Raw genomic sequence first — 17,274 nt, 5'->3', positions numbered from 1 at the left:
ACGGTCTCGGTTCAAATTTACGGCAGCTTATGAATCAACTAAACTTGTCATCTCCTTCCGAACGCTGCTGGAATACCATCGGTGTCTCCGGCGATCGCGCCTGCCCCGAACTTTTGGAGATGATTCATTGCCGCAACTGTCCCGTCTACGCCCAAGCGGGACGCAGTTTACTAGAGCGAGAGATCCCGGCTAATTATCTACTGGAGTGGGCTAGCTCCTTAGCTGAGGAGAAAATAGAGCAGACGGCGGGCACTCTATCAGTAGTGATCTTTCGCTTGGGCCAGGAATGGTTAGCCCTATCAGCGCTGTTGTTTCAGGAGATTACCCAAGTTAGCTCAGTTCGGACTTTGCCGCACCGGAGTAACCAGATCTTTCAAGGCTTGGTGAATATTCGCGGTGAGTTGCAATTGTGTATCTCTCTGCGTGATCTGCTCGGTATTGGGCAGGTGGCTGCTGCTTCAACCACGCATCAGATGGCCTATCAGCGCATGGTGGTGGTGCAAAGCCAGAAAAGTAGCTGGGTCTTTCCCGTTGATGAAGTCTATGGTGTGCAGCGCATTCACCCCGATGACATCCGCAATTTACCTGCAACGCTCTCGAATGCCAAGGATACCTACACCAAGGGCATCATCAACTGGCAAAACCATAGTGTGAACTATTTAGATGACGAGCTGCTGTTTTACACCTTGAACCGGAGGCTGCTGTAGTGAGCGCAAATCAGGATTTTAGCCATTTCTCCATGCTGGAATTGTTCCGGATGGAGGTAGAGGCGCAAGCAGCAGTCTTAAACCACGGTTTGCTGGAGTTAGAAACTCATCCTGGGCTGCCTGAGACCTTGGAGTCCTTGATGCGTGCCGCTCACTCGATTAAAGGAGCCGCGCGAATTGTTGATTTAGAGGTGGGCGTCCGACTGGCTCATGTGATGGAAGATTGCTTTGCGAGTGCTCAGATGGGCACTGCAACTTTAGCGGCAGAGCATATTGATGTACTGCTCCAAGGCGTTGATCTGTTGTTACGGTTAAGCCAAGTTTCAGAGGCCCAATTACAGGGGTGGCTAGCCGAGCAAACGGAGGGGATTGAAGCGCTGGTCAGGGCGATCGCCACTTTACTAGACCCACAACCAGATCCACAATCGCAATCTCTCGCCAACGAACTAGCAGTCCTTTCTGACGCAACCGTTTCAGTAGAAATTACTCCAGTTGGTACGCTCGCGCCTGAGGAACTGAATCAAGCACCGATTCTGGAAGCAGAAGCGATCGCAACGCATCTGTCAACTGTGGGCTTAACTATGGCAGAGAGCCAAATTGCCACCACAGCGATCGCTGATCCGGTTGCTTCCGGCGCGTCGTTATCCGCAACAGCTAAAGCGACACCGCTCAGCTCGTCTGGTATGCAGACAGCCGACAACTTAGATCGGGTGGTTCGAGTCAGTGCCGACAACCTCAGCCGTTTGATGGGATTGGCTGGAGAATCGCTAGTAGAAGCGAATTGGCTCCAACCATTTGCCGATTCCTTATTAAAACTGAGGCGGCAACAAACAGATCTGTCCACTTTGTTAGAAAAGTTGCAGGAATCTTTAGTTGGGCAGCCCTTAAATCAGCGCAGCGAAAACTACCTCAATGCCGTGCGGCAGCAAGCCACTGATTGCCGTCAGATGTTGAGCGATCGCTTGAATGAATTGGAACTATTTGCCCGTCGTTCTGCCAATTTGTCCGATCGCCTCTATCGCGAAGTTTTGGCGAGTCACATGCGCCCCTTTGCCGATGGCGTGCAGGCATTTCCGCGCATGGTGCGAGATTTAGGTAGGCAGCTAGATAAGCAGATCCGGTTTGAAGTTTTGGGCAAAGCTACAGATGTAGACCGAGACATTTTAGAAAAGCTAGAAGCACCGCTCACCCACCTGCTCCGCAACGCCGTTGACCACGGCATTGAATCAGTCGCAGAGCGCTTAGCAGCAGGTAAACCAGGAGAAGGATTAGTACGTCTAGAAGCATTACATCAGGGCGGCATGCTTTCGATCACCGTGTCTGATGACGGACGAGGCATGGATTTTGAGCGTTTACGCGCCAAGATCGTCAGCAAACAATTGGTCAGCCCTGAGATGGCTCCTCAACTCGCAGAAGCGGAGCTAATTGAGTTTCTGTTCCTACCAGGCTTTTCCACCAGCGATACGGTGACGGAGCTCTCGGGACGGGGTGTGGGGCTAAATATTGTGCAGAACATGATTCAGGAAGTTGGGGGGAGCTTACGGGCGATCTCTAAACCAGGTAAAGGCATGACTTTTTACCTGCAATTGCCCCTGACTTTGTCAGTCATTCGCACGCTTTTAGTCGAGATTTCTGGTGAGCCCTATGCCTTGCCGCTGACTCGGATTGACCGCATTGTCATGGTGGAACCAGAGGCGATCGCGGTGGCAGAAAACCGCCAGTTCTTCACCATTGATGAGCAAAATATTGGTCTGGTAGTGGCTCATCAAGTTCTAGAGCTACCTGCCTCTTCCGGTCATGCCAAGGATCTCCCGATCATCGTAATCAGCGATCGCTTGAGCTGCTATGGCCTAGTGGTAGATCGGTTTCTGGGTGAGCGAGATCTAGTGGTTAGGCCCCTCGATTCCCGCTTGGGTAAGGTGAAAAATATTAGCGCGGCGGCTCTCCTGGAAGATGGCTCTCCGGTCCTCCTCATCGACGTGGAAGACATGGTGCGATCAATTGATCATCTGCTAGCTAATGGTCAGCTTAGTCATATCAGTCGTAAAACAGCCCAGCTAGCACCCAAAGCTCAAAAGCGCGTTTTAGTCGTAGATGACTCCATTACGGTACGCGAAATGGAGCGGAAGTTATTGCAAAACAAAGGATATGCGGTGGAAGTAGCGGTTAATGGTATAGATGGCTGGAATGCCATTCGTACAGGGCATTTTGATTTGGTCGTCACGGATATTGACATGCCCCGGATGAATGGGATTGAGCTGATTGGTCAATTGAAGCAACATGCCACCTTAAAATCTTTACCCGTGATTATTGTGTCGTACAAAGACCGAGAAGAAGACCGCATGCGGGGGTTGGAAGTGGGAGCGGACTACTACCTAACTAAAAGTAGCTTTCATGACGACACCCTCCTCAAGGCCGTGCGCGATCTCATCGGTGAGGCGATCGCATGAGAGTTGCCATCGTCAATGACATGCTGCTGGCGGTAGAAGCGCTTCGCCGTGTAGTTGCCAGCGCTCCAGAATACGAAGTTGCTTGGATAGCTCGCAATGGAGCTGAAGCGGTGACGAAAGCCGCTCAAGACACCCCAGACTTAATTTTGATGGATTTGTTGATGCCTGAGTTGGATGGAGTCGCTGCAACCCGCCAAATTATGGCTCAATCTCCCTGCGCTATCGTACTAGTCACCGCAACGGTGAGCGGCCACGGCGCTAAGGTGTTTGAAGCAATGGGTTATGGCGCTTTAGATGCAGTGAACACGCCTATTTTGGGGCCACAAGGACAGGGGGCGAGTGGCACTGAAGTATTGGCTAAAATTGCGATGGTAGCTAAGCTGATTGGCAAGTCTACAGCTCGAAAGTCGCGATCGCCAAACTCGATACAACCAGATAGTTTCGCTCATCCAACGCCTCCTTTGGTCGTGATTGGCGCTTCCACTGGAGGACCGCAAGCGCTGCGAACCATTTTGTCCCAGTTCCCAGCTAATTTTCCGGCAGCAGTGGTCATCATCCAGCATGTTGATGCTCAATTTGCTCCCGGTTTAACTGAGTGGATGAATCAGCAAACCACTATCCCGGTAAAAATTGCCCAGCACGGCCAAGTCCTTCAGGCAGGTACTGTTTCTGTCGCTAGTACTAACCATCACTTGATTGTGCAAGCAGATCTGACTTTGGCCTATACGCCAGAGCCATCGCAGTGTGTTTATCGCCCCTCTGTAGATGTCTTTTTCAACAGCGTAGCGGCTCACTGGCCCCGAAAAGGAGTGGCAGTGCTGCTCACGGGGATGGGCAAAGACGGTGCCATGGGTCTCAAATCTCTTTACGCCGCTGGCTGGCATACGATCGCTCAAAATCGCGAGACTTGTGTGGTCTATGGCATGCCCAAAGCTGCGGTTGAGCTGGGTGCTGCGAAAGAAGTTTTACCTCTACCTGCGATCGCGTCTGCTTGTATGGAACAGGTTTCACGCCGCTGGACTAGACGGGCTTAGATGAAGATTTTGCTTGCTTGGTTCGCAGGAGCAAAGTGCTGTGGTTATCAATCAATGCAGGACTACCCCAACGATTGGTGGCGCTAAAGCTCTCAAAGTACTGCTGTGCGGCTAAAGGAAAGTGCGAGAAGTCAAACAAAGCGTCCCCATCCGCAATTTTGGCCCAGAAGTAGCGTAGGCTCGGCAGCAAAATTTCGGCTTCCTCTGGTGGCAAATTGAGCGGTGGTTGAGTCAGCAGTTTCAGCATGAAGGGATGACTGCGATCGCCCATCCATTGACGAGAGGCTTGTTGCAGTTGCGGCCAATCGGGCACAGCGTCAACCCGATGGGATTCTACTTGCAGCCATTGTCTGCCTTGGCGATCGCGATGAAACTGCAAAACTCGATAGGGATGGGGATAGCTGACCAAGGAGCCAGTGGTAATCTCGTAAATACCTTGGTGCTGAGCAATATCCTGCACATGCAGATGCCCAGTAAATACAAGCTGCACCCCCGCGTCTTGCAGCATTTGCAAGAGAGTTGGCGCATTGTCTAGCATGTAGCGGCGGCCCAATGGGTGTTGCGATTGGTTGGGCAGGTGCTCTACTACGTTGTGATGCAGCATTACTAGCACTAATTCGTCCGGTTCGATTTCGGCTAAAACGTGACTGAGCCAGTTAAGCTGCTGCTCATCTAGATAACCTGTTTGTTTGCCTTGGGCGTCAAATTGGTTGGAGTTCAGCCCAATTAAGCGCACTCCAGGCAAGAGTTCACAGGTGTAATACATCCGAGAGGTATCTTCATAGCCGAACTTATGGTAGTAGGTGGGAAAATCAGCCCAACCAATCGAAGTGCCATCAGGCATAGGAGTTGGGACATCATGATTACCAGGCACAACGTACGTGGGAAAAGGGAGTTGAGCTAATCGCTCCGTCAGCCAAGCATGATTTTCGGGTTCGCCATGCTGGGTGAGATCGCCAGGAATGAGTAAAAAATCAAGATTTAGTTGCTCTAAGTGCGCCAAAATAATTTCCAGGGCAGGGATGCTCACCTCGACCAAGTGAAACCGATTAGGATGCTCCCAAATGGTATGGGGTAAGGCAACATGGAGATCGCTGACAACAGCGAAGCGAAACTGCAAGCTCATAAGGTGATTTTTTAAAGCGGGTGATCAAACGGTTAAAGCAACTCCACCCTTGATGGCGGAGAACTAACTTGGGAATCGATTAAATTGGTTTATATTGTCGCAAACTGATTTCCTCTAAAGGATAATCCTGAGAAGAAATTACGGTACAGCTTGTTCAGCATTTACGAGAGGAAGCATTAACCTTGTCACTGGTTCGAGTTCGAGAACACGTTAATCCGCTGAGCCGCAAATATCAAAGTCCAGTTCATCCCCCGGATTGGAACCAAGTGTATACGGACTCAAACCAGCCGCTGCATTTGGACATTGGCTGTGCTAGGGGGCGCTTTGTGCTGAGTATGGCGCAAACGGAACCGAGTTGGAATTTTTTAGGTTTGGAAATTCGGGCTCCTTTGGTAGATCAAGCTAACCAGGAGCGCGATGAGCTGAATTTGCCCAATTTGCACTACTTGTTTTGTAATGCCAATACTTCGGCGCGATCGCTGTTGCACTCTTTACCGAAGGGAGTGTTGCAACGAGTAACGATCCAGTTTCCTGACCCTTGGTTTAAGCGCCGACACCAAAAGCGACGGGTAGTGCAGCCAGAGTTAGTGAGAGAACTGGCTAGCTATTTGGTTAAGGGTGGCGTTGTCTTTCTTCAGTCTGATATTCAAGAAGTGGCTGTAGAAATGTGCGATCGCTTTGAGGAGCATGCAGCGTTTCAGCGGCAGGGGGAATATTGGCTGAGTGAAAATCCTCTAACTGTGCCGACGGAACGGGAATGTATGACGTTGGAACGGGGAGAACCTGTCTACCGAGCTTTGTTTGCGCGTACTTAGAGTCAACCCTATGAGTGACGTAGTCAGAGCTGCCAATACCGATCGCGATCGCATCAAGCAAAAAGCTTTGGAGCTAGGCTTTCACAAGGTTGGAATTGCCGCAGTAGACCTCGATGCCAACAGTCCTGAAATACAAAGTCTGCAAACTTGGTTAAATACAGGCTACCAAGCGGATATGGCTTGGATGGATAATCCTAAACGCCAAGATGTACGCCTAATTATGCCAGAGGTGCAGTCAGTCATCTGCGTGGCACTCAACTACTACACTGCCGATCAGCGGCCTGAAGGACAAGAGTATGCCAAGATTTCCCGCTACGGTTGGGGGCGAGACTACCATCGCATACTGCACAAAAAACTCAAGGCTTTTGCTAACTGGCTACAAGCCCAAGGGGACGGCATCCAAGCCCGTTACTATGCTGATACAGGCCCTATTCAGGATAAAGCTTGGGCTCAACGAGCGGGCTTGGGGTGGATTGCCAAAAATAGTAACGTGATTACGCGAGAGTATGGTTCTTGGGTTTTTCTCGGGGAGGTGTTAACCAACTTAGCTTTAGAACCCGATCGCCCGCACACCGAGCATTGCGGCACCTGTACCCGCTGCCTGGAAGCTTGCCCCACCGGAGCGATCGCTCAACCGTTTGTAGTAGATGCCAACCGCTGCATTGCCTACCATACGATTGAGAACCGAGCTGAAACCCTCCCAGAAGCCATCGCGACTAAAATGCAGGGCTGGGTCGCAGGCTGTGATATCTGCCAAGATGTCTGCCCTTGGAACCAACGCTTTGCTCAAGCCACAGATGCTACTGATTTTCAGCCTTACCCCCGGAACGTGGCTCCTAAGCTGAGTGAACTGGCAAACATTTCTGATGAAGAATGCGATCGCCGCTTTCCAGCTTCCGCCCTACGGCGGATCAAACCTGAGATGTTACGCCGTAATGCCCGTGCCAACCTCAGCAATACCTAATATTAAAGATAACTATGCTTTAAGCATTACGAATAGAAGCTCCAGCCCTTTCAGGATTGAAGCCCTTTGGGAAACGAGTTCCGGCGGCAAAGTCACTACCTTGATCATAAATAGCATCTTGCAGATTTGCTTGGGAAAGCTTAGCCTTACTTAAATCTGCTCCGCATAAATTAGCCCCAATTAGATGACTAGATTCTAGATTAGCTTCACTTAAATTAGCGTTTACTAGAATTGCTTGATTGAGGTTAGCTTTAGCTAATTTTGCTTGTCCTAAATTCGCATCATTTAAGATGGCGGCTGTCAAATTAGCAGTTTCTAAGTTAGCTTGGCTAAGATTGGCTGCGGTTAAATTAGCTTTACTTAAATTTGAATTGCTTAAATTGGCATAAGCCAAACCTGCTTGACGTAATGTTGCTTCGACTAAAGTAACCTTTTGTAGAGAAGCGAAATTCAGATCTACCCAGTCTAAGTTAGCTTGGCTTAAATCTACATTCTGTAGAGAGATATCGGGTTTTAGAACATATATCCCTGCCGCCCCCACATTAAAGTCTGGAGGGAAACAAGTCGTCAGGCTACAAAATACTTTGTGAAAATCTATTCCACTCAGATTGGCTCCGCTCAGATTGGCTCCGCTCAGATTGGCTCCGCTCAGATTGGCTCCGCTCAGATTGGCTCCGCTCAGATTGGCTCCGCTCAGATTGGCTCCGCTCAGATTGGCTCCGCTCAGATTGGCTCCGCTCAGATTGGCTCCGCTCAGATTGGCTCCGCTCAGATTGGCTCCAATTAAACCAGCTTGGACTTGATTAGATTGACTAAGGTTGGCATTAATTAACTCTGCTCCATTCAAGTTGGCCCGAACTAAAACTGCTCCAGTTAAATTAGCTTGAGAGAGGTTAGCCAGAATCAAATTAGATTCAGTCAAATTAGATTTCGAGAGGTCAGCTTCACAGAGTACGGCTTCAATTAAATTTGCTTGGCTTAGCTCTGCTTGACAAAAGTCTCTTCTACCCGAGCTGTATTGCTCCAACAATTCAGCCGCAGCTTGAATGCTTTCCTGCCCACTCCTACTCATCATCTGCTCATCCCTGAAGATTTAAAACACTATTTAGCATGTAAAAAATGAGCAACGCCGTAGCAATTGAACTTTGATTCATGGCGCTGCTCATTCTTATTCAAGAGTACCTTTGCACTTTGACGCTTATCCTAGTTGAGTAAATTCAAAAACATCATGGGTGCCACCACGCAGAACAGATTCAGTATGCTTACCTTGTAAGCGCTTACTTAGAATTGCCTCTAATGCCCCCCAAACAGCACCTAGGGTAAAAGTGCACTTTCGCTCTGAGCCTTGAGGTTCGCCAGCAGAGCAGATAGTCTCCTGTGTATACACTTTGATGGTGCCACCGTCTCGCTCAATTTTGTCTAGGACCAGCAAACGAGTTCCATCCTTTCCCAAAGCGTGGGCCACCTTGGAGGTAGCATCTTCCAAGGACACTGCTGAGTTGACCAAGCCTAATTCTGCTGCCAGCTTTTTGCCCCGAGCCCGACCTGCTGCAATTAAAGAGATGGCAGTTGCTTTCTCACCTAAGGCATCTTCCATGCCAACAATGATGGACTTTAGGCAAACGATACTGCTGAAATCTCCGAGTTGTTCACGCGACGTAGTCATGAATGATTCCCTAATTTTTTGAAGATGAAGATCGACGAATACTTGGTTTCAGTTGAGTCAAGCGTTATTTCTAGCTGACCATAGGAGTGATTGAGGCAACCGCTCGCTTAATCTCTAAGTTCAACAAGCCTTGCTTGGCGCTAGAACTAGCTAGGACTAGAAGTACGGCTTCGGTGCCACAACCCACTAGCACTCCGTAGCCTTTCTCGCCTTCCACAAAAATCCGGTCAATTGCTCCCCGCGCTAACTCCTGGCCAATTCGCTCGCCTAAAGAGATCATGGCCGCAGACATTGCCGATGTTCTTTCTTCGTCAAACCCGGCAGGAAGAGCAGAAGCTAAAGCAAGGCCATCAGGGCTAACTAGAGCTGCACCTTGAACATCGGGGGTGCCGCTAACGAAATTTTGGAGAACATCTTGTAGAGCTGAAACAACAATCATGGCTTGTTCCTCGATGGTAGTGTTGTGAGTGTTTGGCGAGATGGAGAAGTTAAAATTTTCATCCAGAAGCTGGCAACAAATCTGGTTAGTCTTCTATTTTATCCATCTTATTTCTGATAGTAACTCACTGAATGAAGTGATATATTCAGTAGTTGAAATTGCCTCTTAACTAAACTCTTTATGCCCTCTGCTTGACTTATTATTCACAAGAAATGAGACTTTATAACAGGTCAAGCAAGAATAAATTATTGATTAAATCTGCTAATTAAATTCTTGCGCTTTTTACTTGAGTTATTCTTCACAAGGAAGGAGACTTTATAACATGTGAAGTGAAAGAATTCGGTAGAGAATCAATTTAGAGCCTAGAGCAGCTAACTCCTGGTAAAACCAAATCTCTACGATATTTCTTTACTTCACAGCGGCAGTTCCCATCAGTTGCTCAATTAAAGTAACGAGAGTTTCGAATACAGACTCTTTCTCATTGGCATTCACAGTTACAATGGGAGGCCGAGAAGCTGGATCTAATAACCCTAAGGCCAAAGCAACGTTTTCTGCATCCCATGCCCCAGGGCAATCCATATGAGTCAGCCCAATAATCATGGGAATTTGTACTCGCTGATTCATGAAAGCCAAAATTCGCCGACCATAACGAAAGTCTTGAGGCCGATTGGCATCTAGTAACAAAATGTAGGCATGTGCTTTCTCAATCAGCATGTCCCACATAAAGTCAAATCGCGATTGACCAGGTGTGCCATATAGATGCATGGCTTGGCCAGGGGCAAAAGTCAAACGACCAAAGTCAAAGGCGACTGTGGTATTGCGCTTTTGCTCAGCTACTTCATCGGTGGCTCGACGGTCTGTATCGACCACATCAATTTCGCTAATGGTACGGATGAAAGTGGTCTTTCCCGCCCCGACTGTTCCTGTTACAACAATTCGTAAAATTTCCATTAGCTCTTGCTCCGTAAAAAGCCAACCAAGTTTTGCAGAAAGGAGTTGCTCACTTTGGATTTTTCTGCGGTTTCTGTCTTCTTGGGCTCCTCTGGAAACTGCTCGATCGGATCGAGAACTATTGGAGGGCCTTTGACATTTGAACCAGATGTGATCAGAGGAAGCTCCTCTACTAAACCGGCTAGCATGAGTCGAAAGGCTGCTTGTTGAACTTTAGCAACGGGTTGATTGAGTTGCTTAGCGATCGCGTTCAGAGAAACTGAACCACTGGCAAATTCCCAAATTTGGGACTCAACAGGATTCAAGCGGAATTGCGGTTTTCCTGGAATGATGCTTTGGATGGCTGAGTTGGCCTCTGGTAGCACGTCAGTCAATGTAGTCCAATCTTTCATGGCTCTCAAACCTGCCAGAGCAACTTCCATTGCTGGCAAACTCAAACCCGTCATTTCAGTGCTAGGTAAAGTAGCTTTACCATCTAAATCAAACCGCCCTGTTTGAATCCCAAATAAGCTCCAAATTTGCTGCATCTGAGCTGAAAAAAGCAAATTTAATTGTTCGGCTTGCAGCGCTCCTTGAGTTTTTAAGGTCAACCCTAAAGGAGTTTCTCCTCCAGCAAGATTACCCAATCTTTCAATCACTCGCTGGCTCAACCATCCTCTCGTTGTAATTTGGGAAATTAAGCCTTGCCCATCTAAACGGTCAGCCGCAGCAATGACTCGTCCCTGCCGAAACCAAATGTATCGACAAACGGGCGCTTGAGAGGTTGGAGCATCGCCGGCGATGAGAAGCGTCAAACGACCCGACTTGCGTCCTTGGTCAATCATTCGGAACAGCTCTGCTAAAGAAAAGTCTGTGAGAGAACTAGCTAAAGTCATGTTGGCAATCCCTGATTTTAGGGTTGATAGGGATAATATCAACCCTACGAATATGTTTAATAGGTAGATGAAGTATTAGTTCTTAGGATTTTCGTCTTTAATTTATACCTGTTGATTTTTTGAGTAGAAGTTTACAGATATAAATTTTTGTTTGTAGACTGTCAACTAGTTTCAAGAATAATGGTCATGACTAAAAAATATAGCTTCAAGGACAGTTATAAGGCAAAGTAAAAAGACTTTGCATGCGATATATGGCTTAAAAATATTCCGCCACCTTGTAAGCAAAGTTAATCTCGAACAGATTCCTGTCTGCCTCCATAGGTCACTGTTTAGTTGCTTGACTAATTGATTTCTCAATATCACTCGCTCAGTTTGCCCAAATGAGTTTAATAATTCTCAGCAACCTCAGTTTTCAATCTGTTTGGTATCGACTTTCAGCAAAATGGCTGAGTTTTTAATCATTGAACATATAGCAGTCCTAAATGATTTCTAAAATTGGCGGGTTGTGAGAGGTGCAACCCATTTGGGATCGCTATAGATAGTGAAATATATTTTTTAAAGTGGTCTAGTAAAAAAATATACGTTGCTATCAAAGCTCAACAACGCATGTAAACTCTTGAAGTTAATTGGTTGCAGCTCAATAGCCCTGCTGACGCAAGTAAGAAACGTGTGATATTAATAACACCAAAATGATGAACTAAGCCTTTTTTGGAGCTTGCGATCGCGAGGCTTTAGCCCGAGTAGAGGTTGAGCGTGTCTTTGATTTAGAGTTGACTTCCGCTGGTGTAACAGTCTCAACAGGGGCAATTGTAGTGGTTGCAGGCGTTTGGCGCAGGTCGGCTGCTTGGGCCAGCAGAGAGTCGGCAAAGGCGATCGCTTCTTGAACTGAGCGCCCTCCCGCAAGTTGGGCTAGTTCTTCTCGACGCTGGTTGGGGTCTAGAGTTGTGACACGCACCACCGTCCGGATGGCTTCTAAATCTGCTTCGGAGGTGATCAGGTCAACGGCTGTAGTTTCTGTTTCTATTTCTGTAGCTGCGGCTGGCTTGCCTTTAGATTGACTGCGTTTGCCGTTCTTGGTTGCCACCACCACAGGCTCAGCGATCGCTTGCTTATCGACATGGAAGTGATAGTCTGCCATCGCCGCCACAATCGGTTGGTGAGTCACACAGAGGACTTGGTGCTGCTGGCTCAGTTGGTATAGTTTCTCAGCGATCGCCTGGGTTACCCGACCGGAAACCCCCACATCGATTTCATCAAAAACGAGTGTGCCAATCAAATCGACTTGCGAGAAACAAGCTTTAATCGCCAGTAGAAAACGACTCATTTCCCCACCGGAAGCAGTCTCGTTTAATGGTTGTAAAGGTTCTCCAGGGTTAGGGCTAAACAAGAAGGTGATTTGATCGGCTCCGTTGGCAGTAGGGGCGATCGGCGCAATTTGCACTTGAAACTGCACCTTCTCCATTGCCAGCGGCTTTAATTCTCGAATCAGGCGGTCTTCTAGCTCACGGGCGGCAACTTGCCGTAATTCAGTCAGCTGGGCACACACTGTTACTAGAGCAGTTCGGCGTTCTTGGTAAGTTTGCTCTAACTCTTCTAGCGATAAACCACCTCCGGTGAGAGCTTCTAGCTCTGACTGCACGCGCTGTTGAAAGGCGATCGCATCGGCTAAGGTAGGGCCATATTTGCGGCAAATTTGTTTCAGTTCAGCGATGCGGTCTTCCACATCCTGCAACCGCTGGGGATCAGTTTCGACGCTTTCACCATAGGCATTAATTTGCCGCCCCGCTTCCTGAATTTGGGCCAGGGCATCGGTTACTAGATCTAAAATTGGCTGCAATTCAGGGTCGTAGCGCAGCATATCGTTCAAAATTACTTCGGTATTGCCCAGCAGGTCGGCACAGGCAGGCTCCCCAGCATCGTTTTGATAGAGGGCTTGATACGCCTGATAACTTTGCTGCTGCAATTCCACACTATGGCTGAGTCGCTGCCGTTCTTGCTCCAGTTGCTCTAGCTCATCCGCTTCCGCCAAGTTGGCAGTGCTTAACTCTCGCAACTGATATTGATATAGGTCTAGTTGTTGCAGCCGCTGGCTCTCGGAGTGTCGCCGCTTCTCTAAAGCTTGTGAAGCCTGTTGATAAGCAATAAAGGCACTACTCACTCCTGCCCGTTGTTCTAGGAGCGGTGGCCCCCCAAAACCATCCAGCCACTCACGCTGATTTGCGGCCTGCCCTAACTGCATGGTTTGGCCTTGGGCCGTGATTTCTACCAGGCGATCGCGAAGAATTTCCATTTGCTGCTTGTTCACCAGCACTCCATTCAGGCGCGATCGGCTGCGCAGGGTGCTCTGGCCTGCCACCATTTCGCGGCTACAAACCAGAGAGGCATCATCTAGGAGGTCAATTTCTTGCTCCGTCAGCCAAGCAGCTAACGACGGGTCCAGAGCAAACGTAGCCTCTACTAAACCACGATCGGCTCCAGTCCGAATGGCCCGACTCGTCACCTTACCACCCAAGGCTGCGTCAATCGCATCTAAAATAATTGATTTGCCAGCACCTGTTTCGCCCGTCAAGACATTCAGACCGGTGCTGAACTCTAATTCCAGGCGATCGATTAGAGCAAAGTTTTCAATCCGAAGAGAAAGCAACATGAGGCAGAATTGACCTTGAAGGAAGAGGAAAAAACTTCGAACTCCCTAGACACTGAAGATACTGCGTCCTAAGCAGCAGGTAAAACCAGGTCTCCTGGTGGAAATCACATCGAATCACAGGGGGCTACCCATTTAGTTTAGTGTGAGTTGCCGTACCCCTGCTTCCCTTACCCCGAAATGAGAATTGAGCAATTCAATCAAAAGCTAGAGTGAAAATGAACTCAGAGCTATGATGAATTGAGTTGTTACAATACTTAACATCGCTGCTCCCCAATCAGTCCTGAACCCATGAAGAATGTTGAGATATCTTCTACTGCTACGCGAACTGACTTACGCTCAGTTCAGCCAGAGTCTGCTATTCCAGCCGGAATAGTAGTGACAAACTCAACCTCCCCTTCAACCATCACGGCCTCAACCATTACGGTAAAAAGTGAGCCAGTCGCCTTGCCGCCAGAAATGCTAATGCCCGAACCTGTGGCTGAAGCGGAATTTGATCCAGAAGTTGCTGGCTTACGCTATGACCCAGTAGCGATCGCGGACTACTACCGCTCCAAACCGTTGCAAGTATGGGGTCGTTTGCTCACCATCATTTGGCCATTTCTGACCTTTGGGCTGAGCTTGTGGTGGGACAAGCGGACAGGACAAGCAGCTAAAAATCAACGCCTTCGCGCCGTGCGCTTGCGGGAAGTCTTGACTGCCTTAGGGCCAGCCTACATAAAAGTGGGGCAAGCTCTCTCCACTCGGCCTGATCTGGTTCCGCCGCTGTTTCTAGAAGAACTAACGCAACTCCAGGATCAGCTACCTCCTTTCCCCAACGAGCTGGCTTACCAGTTTATTGAAGAAGAGCTCGGCGATCGCCCAGAAGAGATTTATGCCGAACTAACGCCTCAACCTATTGCGGCAGCATCTTTAGGGCAGGTCTACAAAGGCAGGCTTAAAACTGGGGAACTGGTCGCCGTTAAGGTACAACGGCCCGGATTGGCCCAAAATATTACCCTGGACTTGTATCTACTCAGGGGTCTAGCGGGTTGGGCACAGCGAAACATTAAACAAGTCCGGAGTGACCTCATTGCCATCTTGGATGAATTCGGTAGCCGCGTCTTTGAAGAGATGGACTATATCCACGAAGGGCACAATGCAGAACGCTTTGCTCAGCTTTACGGTCACTTGCAAGATATTTACGTCCCTAAAATTTATTGGGACTATACTCAGCGGCGCGTGCTGACGATGGAGTGGATCAACGGCACCAAGCTGACTCAGCCAGAGCAACTCAAAGCTCAAGGCATTGATGCCAGCTACCTGATTGAGGTGGGGGTGCAGTGTTCTTTGCGCCAACTGCTAGAGCATGGCTTTTTCCATGCTGATCCGCACCCAGGCAACTTGCTAGCCACACCCGATGGCAAGCTGGCTTATCTAGATTTCGGCATGATGAGCGAAGTCAAGCCCTACCAGCGCTACGGCCTGATTGAAGCCGTGGTGCATATGGTCAACCGGGACTTTGAGGGTTTGGCTCACGATTATGTGAAGCTGGAATTTCTCACTCCTGAAACTGACCTAACTCCGATCATTCCAGCTCTAGCTAACGTTTTCAGTAACGCCCTCGGCGCGAGTGTAGCAGAGTTAAATTTCAAGAGCATCACCGATGAATTTTCGGCGCTGATGTACGAATATCCCTTCCGAGTGCCAGCTTACTACGCACTGATCATCCGATCGCTCGTTACGCTAGAAGGCATTGCGATCAACGTAGATCCTAACTTCAAGGTTCTCAGCAAAGCTTATCCTTATGTTTCCAAGCGCTTGCTGACTGATCCAGCACCGGAATTGCGGAATTCTCTGCGTGACCTGCTCTTCAAAGATGGCAGTTTCCGCTGGAACCGTTTAGAGAACTTGCTCAAGAATGCTCGCGACAGCCAAGACTATGACTTAAATCAAGTCATGACTCAGGCAGTAGATTTTCTCTTTTCCGAGCGAGGCGTGTTTATTCGCAATAGGTTAGTTGATGAAATTATTAAAGGGGTAGATGCACTGGGTCGCAATGCCTTTCACAACCTCAGCTATATGGTGCGCGAAAGGGTAGGCTTAGCAGTTAACCAGCAAGGTGCTGCTCCTGCTGACGAGCAACAGAGTTTGGACCATATCAAACGAATTTGGGGCATCTTGCGCGAAACCCAAGGTTTTGATGCGGCTCAACTGTTACCCTTAATTCCTCGGCTATTAGCTAAGCCAGAGACACAGCACATGGGACAGCAGATCGCCAGTGGTTTAGCGCAACGTGTGGCAGCTCGCTTCATTCGTGAAGTGTTACTCAAAGACGAGGCTGCTCCTGGGGCTGCTAGTACAAAGAATGGCTTCTCGAGGCAAGCTAACGGTAACTCATCTCCTCATCTGGCTCTACCCGCCGCTGTTAGCCGATAAATTAACCGAATTAAAGCGATCGCCTAACTCCAGAAAATAAGAGTTAGGCGATCGCTTTAATTTTGAGGGCCTTTAGTAGAGAGCTATTTTTAGGGTCTTCCTGGCAACTCTGCTACATGTGCCTATGTACAGATGTAGCCGTGACAGAGGAATCTATTAGGGCTTCTATGGCTCACGCAATTACTGGTTGTCAGGGTATAGATTGGGACTGATTCCTAAAGCCTTGCGACTGCGCTTTAACTGTTTCCACAGAGTTTTAACTTGCTTATAGGCCTGCTCAGGAGGAAGTTTGCCACCTGTCTCTAGAGCGGAAATATAGGCAACTTTCTGGGAGAACTCTTGCAGGTTGGCATTAAAAGCTAACGTTTCAGGTGTAAAAGTACCGTAGTAACGGCTCCTAGGATAAAAAAAGTTGTCTTTAGCTGCGTTATTACAATTTGCCATAGCCACCCTTTAGTGATGTAGCGACACTAAGTTCTATTGTTAAATATTTCTTAATCTCAAATTAACTTAAACTTGGGTGGCGAAAATTCTTCCTTGAGAAGGACTTTTCGCTCTGTAAGATTAGCTACAATTTTTCGCTCTGCTATGACTCGTTTTGTAGAGAAACTTTTAACTGCTGCGCTAATGCTTCTAGCTCTTGTTTCTCGCGCTTCAAGTTTTCCTCAAGTTCCTGAATCTGCTCACGCCGCGCTTCTACTTCTAGCGTGCGTCGGCCTAATTCCTGGCTTTGTAAAGTCAAAGACTGTCGCCATTGCTCAGCCCTTTCTGCTTCTTGCTGCAAAAGAGCAGGCGTCAGGCCTGCAATCAAATATTTCTGAACTAACTCAAGGACCCACTCTGTAGCGTCTTGGACGTTGGCCACTTGACGATCTTCTGACACTTCAACTAGAACTAATGTCCCTTCACCAAAAGCATGGGCTTCAGCAGATAAAACCACATCTTCTTTAGCCGCCAAGACCCAGGTTGTTTCAGATTTTTGACGGGCGAGCAACTGCAACTCAGCCTTTCCTAAAAATCCTTTTTTTTGCACTTGGGCTAAATGCAGCATCGCAACTCAAGCTAAACATAAGCATATTCTTGAGAGACAGTATATCTCGTTTTACGAAGATGTCTTCAAGCCCAATTCTCAAGCCTAATTCTCAAGCCTAGTCGCGAAGGGCGATCGCTCAGAATTATTCAAGC

At 48.4% G+C, this 17,274-nt stretch carries 15 protein-coding genes; 6 read left to right on the top strand and 9 right to left on the bottom strand.

The window, feature by feature from the left end:
• Nucleotides 1–29: 29 nt before the first annotated feature.
• The 3 genes from H6F72_RS13135 to H6F72_RS13125 are packed head-to-tail and all read left to right on the top strand — an operon-like array spanning nucleotide 30 to nucleotide 4,191.
• On the top strand, nucleotides 30–707 hold the full coding sequence (locus H6F72_RS13135) for a chemotaxis protein CheW (RefSeq protein WP_190435948.1): 678 nt from the start codon (nucleotides 30–32) through the stop codon (nucleotides 705–707).
• Nucleotides 707–3,157, top strand: coding sequence for a hybrid sensor histidine kinase/response regulator (locus tag H6F72_RS13130; protein ID WP_348252083.1), 2,451 nt, complete (start codon nucleotides 707–709; stop codon nucleotides 3,155–3,157). Before H6F72_RS13135 ends, H6F72_RS13130 begins: the two co-directional genes overlap by 1 nt.
• Nucleotides 3,154–4,191, top strand: coding sequence for a chemotaxis response regulator protein-glutamate methylesterase (locus H6F72_RS13125; protein ID WP_190435945.1), 1,038 nt, complete (start codon nucleotides 3,154–3,156; stop codon nucleotides 4,189–4,191). Before H6F72_RS13130 ends, H6F72_RS13125 begins: the two co-directional genes overlap by 4 nt.
• On the opposite strand, the gene H6F72_RS13120 is transcribed toward H6F72_RS13125, so the two are convergent.
• A complete protein-coding gene (locus H6F72_RS13120; RefSeq protein ID WP_190435942.1) occupies nucleotides 4,178–5,317 on the bottom strand; it encodes a metallophosphoesterase in 1,140 nt (379 codons plus the stop codon). The two genes, H6F72_RS13125 and H6F72_RS13120, sit on opposite strands and share 14 nt — an antisense overlap.
• Before the next feature lie 182 nt (nucleotides 5,318–5,499).
• Here H6F72_RS13120 and trmB point away from each other — a divergent pair, with 182 nt between their 5' ends.
• Nucleotides 5,500–6,132 (top strand): tRNA (guanosine(46)-N7)-methyltransferase TrmB, encoded by a 633-nt coding sequence (gene trmB / locus H6F72_RS13115; protein ID WP_190435939.1) that lies wholly within the window; start codon nucleotides 5,500–5,502, stop codon nucleotides 6,130–6,132.
• A 10-nt stretch (nucleotides 6,133–6,142) separates the two neighbouring features.
• Entirely contained in the window at nucleotides 6,143–7,096 is a 954-nt protein-coding gene (queG, locus tag H6F72_RS13110; protein WP_190435936.1) for a tRNA epoxyqueuosine(34) reductase QueG, read from the top strand.
• Nucleotides 7,097–7,115: 19 nt separating this feature from the next.
• On the opposite strand, the gene H6F72_RS13105 is transcribed toward queG, so the two are convergent.
• The 6 genes from H6F72_RS13105 to recN form a co-directional block, all read right to left on the bottom strand.
• Nucleotides 7,116–8,171 (bottom strand): pentapeptide repeat-containing protein, encoded by a 1,056-nt coding sequence (locus H6F72_RS13105; RefSeq protein ID WP_190435933.1) that lies wholly within the window; start codon nucleotides 8,169–8,171, stop codon nucleotides 7,116–7,118.
• A 123-nt stretch (nucleotides 8,172–8,294) separates the two neighbouring features.
• The gene (locus tag H6F72_RS13100) at nucleotides 8,295–8,762 is read right to left on the bottom strand and encodes a hydrocarbon-binding protein (RefSeq protein WP_190435930.1); all 468 of its coding nucleotides are present in this window, start codon (nucleotides 8,760–8,762) and stop codon (nucleotides 8,295–8,297) included.
• 70 nt (nucleotides 8,763–8,832) lie between these two features.
• On the bottom strand, nucleotides 8,833–9,201 hold the full coding sequence (locus H6F72_RS13095) for a roadblock/LC7 domain-containing protein (RefSeq protein WP_190435927.1): 369 nt from the start codon (nucleotides 9,199–9,201) through the stop codon (nucleotides 8,833–8,835).
• Nucleotides 9,202–9,609: 408 nt separating this feature from the next.
• Nucleotides 9,610–10,152: an ATP/GTP-binding protein gene (locus H6F72_RS13090; RefSeq protein WP_190435923.1), complete on the bottom strand. Its 543-nt coding sequence runs from the start codon at nucleotides 10,150–10,152 to the stop codon at nucleotides 9,610–9,612.
• Nucleotides 10,152–11,027, bottom strand: a complete 876-nt coding sequence (locus H6F72_RS13085) for a DUF4388 domain-containing protein (RefSeq protein WP_190435920.1) — start codon at nucleotides 11,025–11,027, stop codon at nucleotides 10,152–10,154. Before H6F72_RS13085 ends, H6F72_RS13090 begins: the two co-directional genes overlap by 1 nt.
• A gap of 697 nt (nucleotides 11,028–11,724) precedes the next feature.
• Nucleotides 11,725–13,674 (bottom strand): DNA repair protein RecN, encoded by a 1,950-nt coding sequence (recN, locus tag H6F72_RS13080; RefSeq protein ID WP_190435918.1) that lies wholly within the window; start codon nucleotides 13,672–13,674, stop codon nucleotides 11,725–11,727.
• Nucleotides 13,675–13,962: 288 nt separating this feature from the next.
• Between recN and H6F72_RS13075 the strand changes: the two genes are divergently transcribed.
• Complete coding sequence (locus tag H6F72_RS13075) at nucleotides 13,963–16,089, top strand: AarF/ABC1/UbiB kinase family protein (protein ID WP_348252079.1); 2,127 nt, start codon at nucleotides 13,963–13,965, stop codon at nucleotides 16,087–16,089.
• Between the two features lie 180 nt (nucleotides 16,090–16,269).
• Here the strand turns inward: H6F72_RS13075 and H6F72_RS13070 are convergent, their stop codons facing one another.
• Nucleotides 16,270–16,533 carry a hypothetical protein gene (locus H6F72_RS13070; RefSeq protein WP_190435915.1) on the bottom strand — a complete coding sequence of 88 codons (264 nt, stop codon included), beginning with the start codon at nucleotides 16,531–16,533 and terminating at the stop codon, nucleotides 16,270–16,272.
• Nucleotides 16,534–16,675: 142 nt separating this feature from the next.
• Nucleotides 16,676–17,140 (bottom strand): hypothetical protein, encoded by a 465-nt coding sequence (locus tag H6F72_RS13065; protein ID WP_190435912.1) that lies wholly within the window; start codon nucleotides 17,138–17,140, stop codon nucleotides 16,676–16,678.
• Nucleotides 17,141–17,274 lie beyond the last annotated feature (134 nt).

The organism is Trichocoleus sp. FACHB-46, from assembly GCF_014695385.1.
GTDB lineage: Bacteria > Cyanobacteriota > Cyanobacteriia > FACHB-46 > FACHB-46 > Trichocoleus.
Note: the sequence above shows the minus strand (reverse complement) of the source record. Positions and strands in the feature narration are given on the sequence as shown.

What these genes read in the sequence shown, in the direction of transcription:
- H6F72_RS13090 (WP_190435923.1), bottom strand. Translation starts at nt 10,152, where the DNA reads ATGGAAATTTTACGAATTGTTGTAACAGGAACAGTCGGGGCGGGAAAG.
- H6F72_RS13095 (WP_190435927.1), bottom strand. Translation starts at nt 9,201, where the DNA reads ATGATTGTTGTTTCAGCTCTACAAGATGTTCTCCAAAATTTCGTTAGC.
- queG (WP_190435936.1), top strand. Translation starts at nt 6,143, where the DNA reads ATGAGTGACGTAGTCAGAGCTGCCAATACCGATCGCGATCGCATCAAG.
- H6F72_RS13125 (WP_190435945.1), top strand. Translation starts at nt 3,154, where the DNA reads ATGAGAGTTGCCATCGTCAATGACATGCTGCTGGCGGTAGAAGCGCTT.
- H6F72_RS13085 (WP_190435920.1), bottom strand. Translation starts at nt 11,027, where the DNA reads ATGACTTTAGCTAGTTCTCTCACAGACTTTTCTTTAGCAGAGCTGTTC.
- H6F72_RS13070 (WP_190435915.1), bottom strand. Translation starts at nt 16,533, where the DNA reads ATGGCAAATTGTAATAACGCAGCTAAAGACAACTTTTTTTATCCTAGG.
- H6F72_RS13120 (WP_190435942.1), bottom strand. Translation starts at nt 5,317, where the DNA reads ATGAGCTTGCAGTTTCGCTTCGCTGTTGTCAGCGATCTCCATGTTGCC.
- H6F72_RS13135 (WP_190435948.1), top strand. Translation starts at nt 30, where the DNA reads ATGAATCAACTAAACTTGTCATCTCCTTCCGAACGCTGCTGGAATACC.
- H6F72_RS13105 (WP_190435933.1), bottom strand. Translation starts at nt 8,171, where the DNA reads ATGATGAGTAGGAGTGGGCAGGAAAGCATTCAAGCTGCGGCTGAATTG.
- H6F72_RS13100 (WP_190435930.1), bottom strand. Translation starts at nt 8,762, where the DNA reads ATGACTACGTCGCGTGAACAACTCGGAGATTTCAGCAGTATCGTTTGC.
- recN (WP_190435918.1), bottom strand. Translation starts at nt 13,674, where the DNA reads ATGTTGCTTTCTCTTCGGATTGAAAACTTTGCTCTAATCGATCGCCTG.
- H6F72_RS13065 (WP_190435912.1), bottom strand. Translation starts at nt 17,140, where the DNA reads ATGCTGCATTTAGCCCAAGTGCAAAAAAAAGGATTTTTAGGAAAGGCT.
- H6F72_RS13075 (WP_348252079.1), top strand. Translation starts at nt 13,963, where the DNA reads ATGAAGAATGTTGAGATATCTTCTACTGCTACGCGAACTGACTTACGC.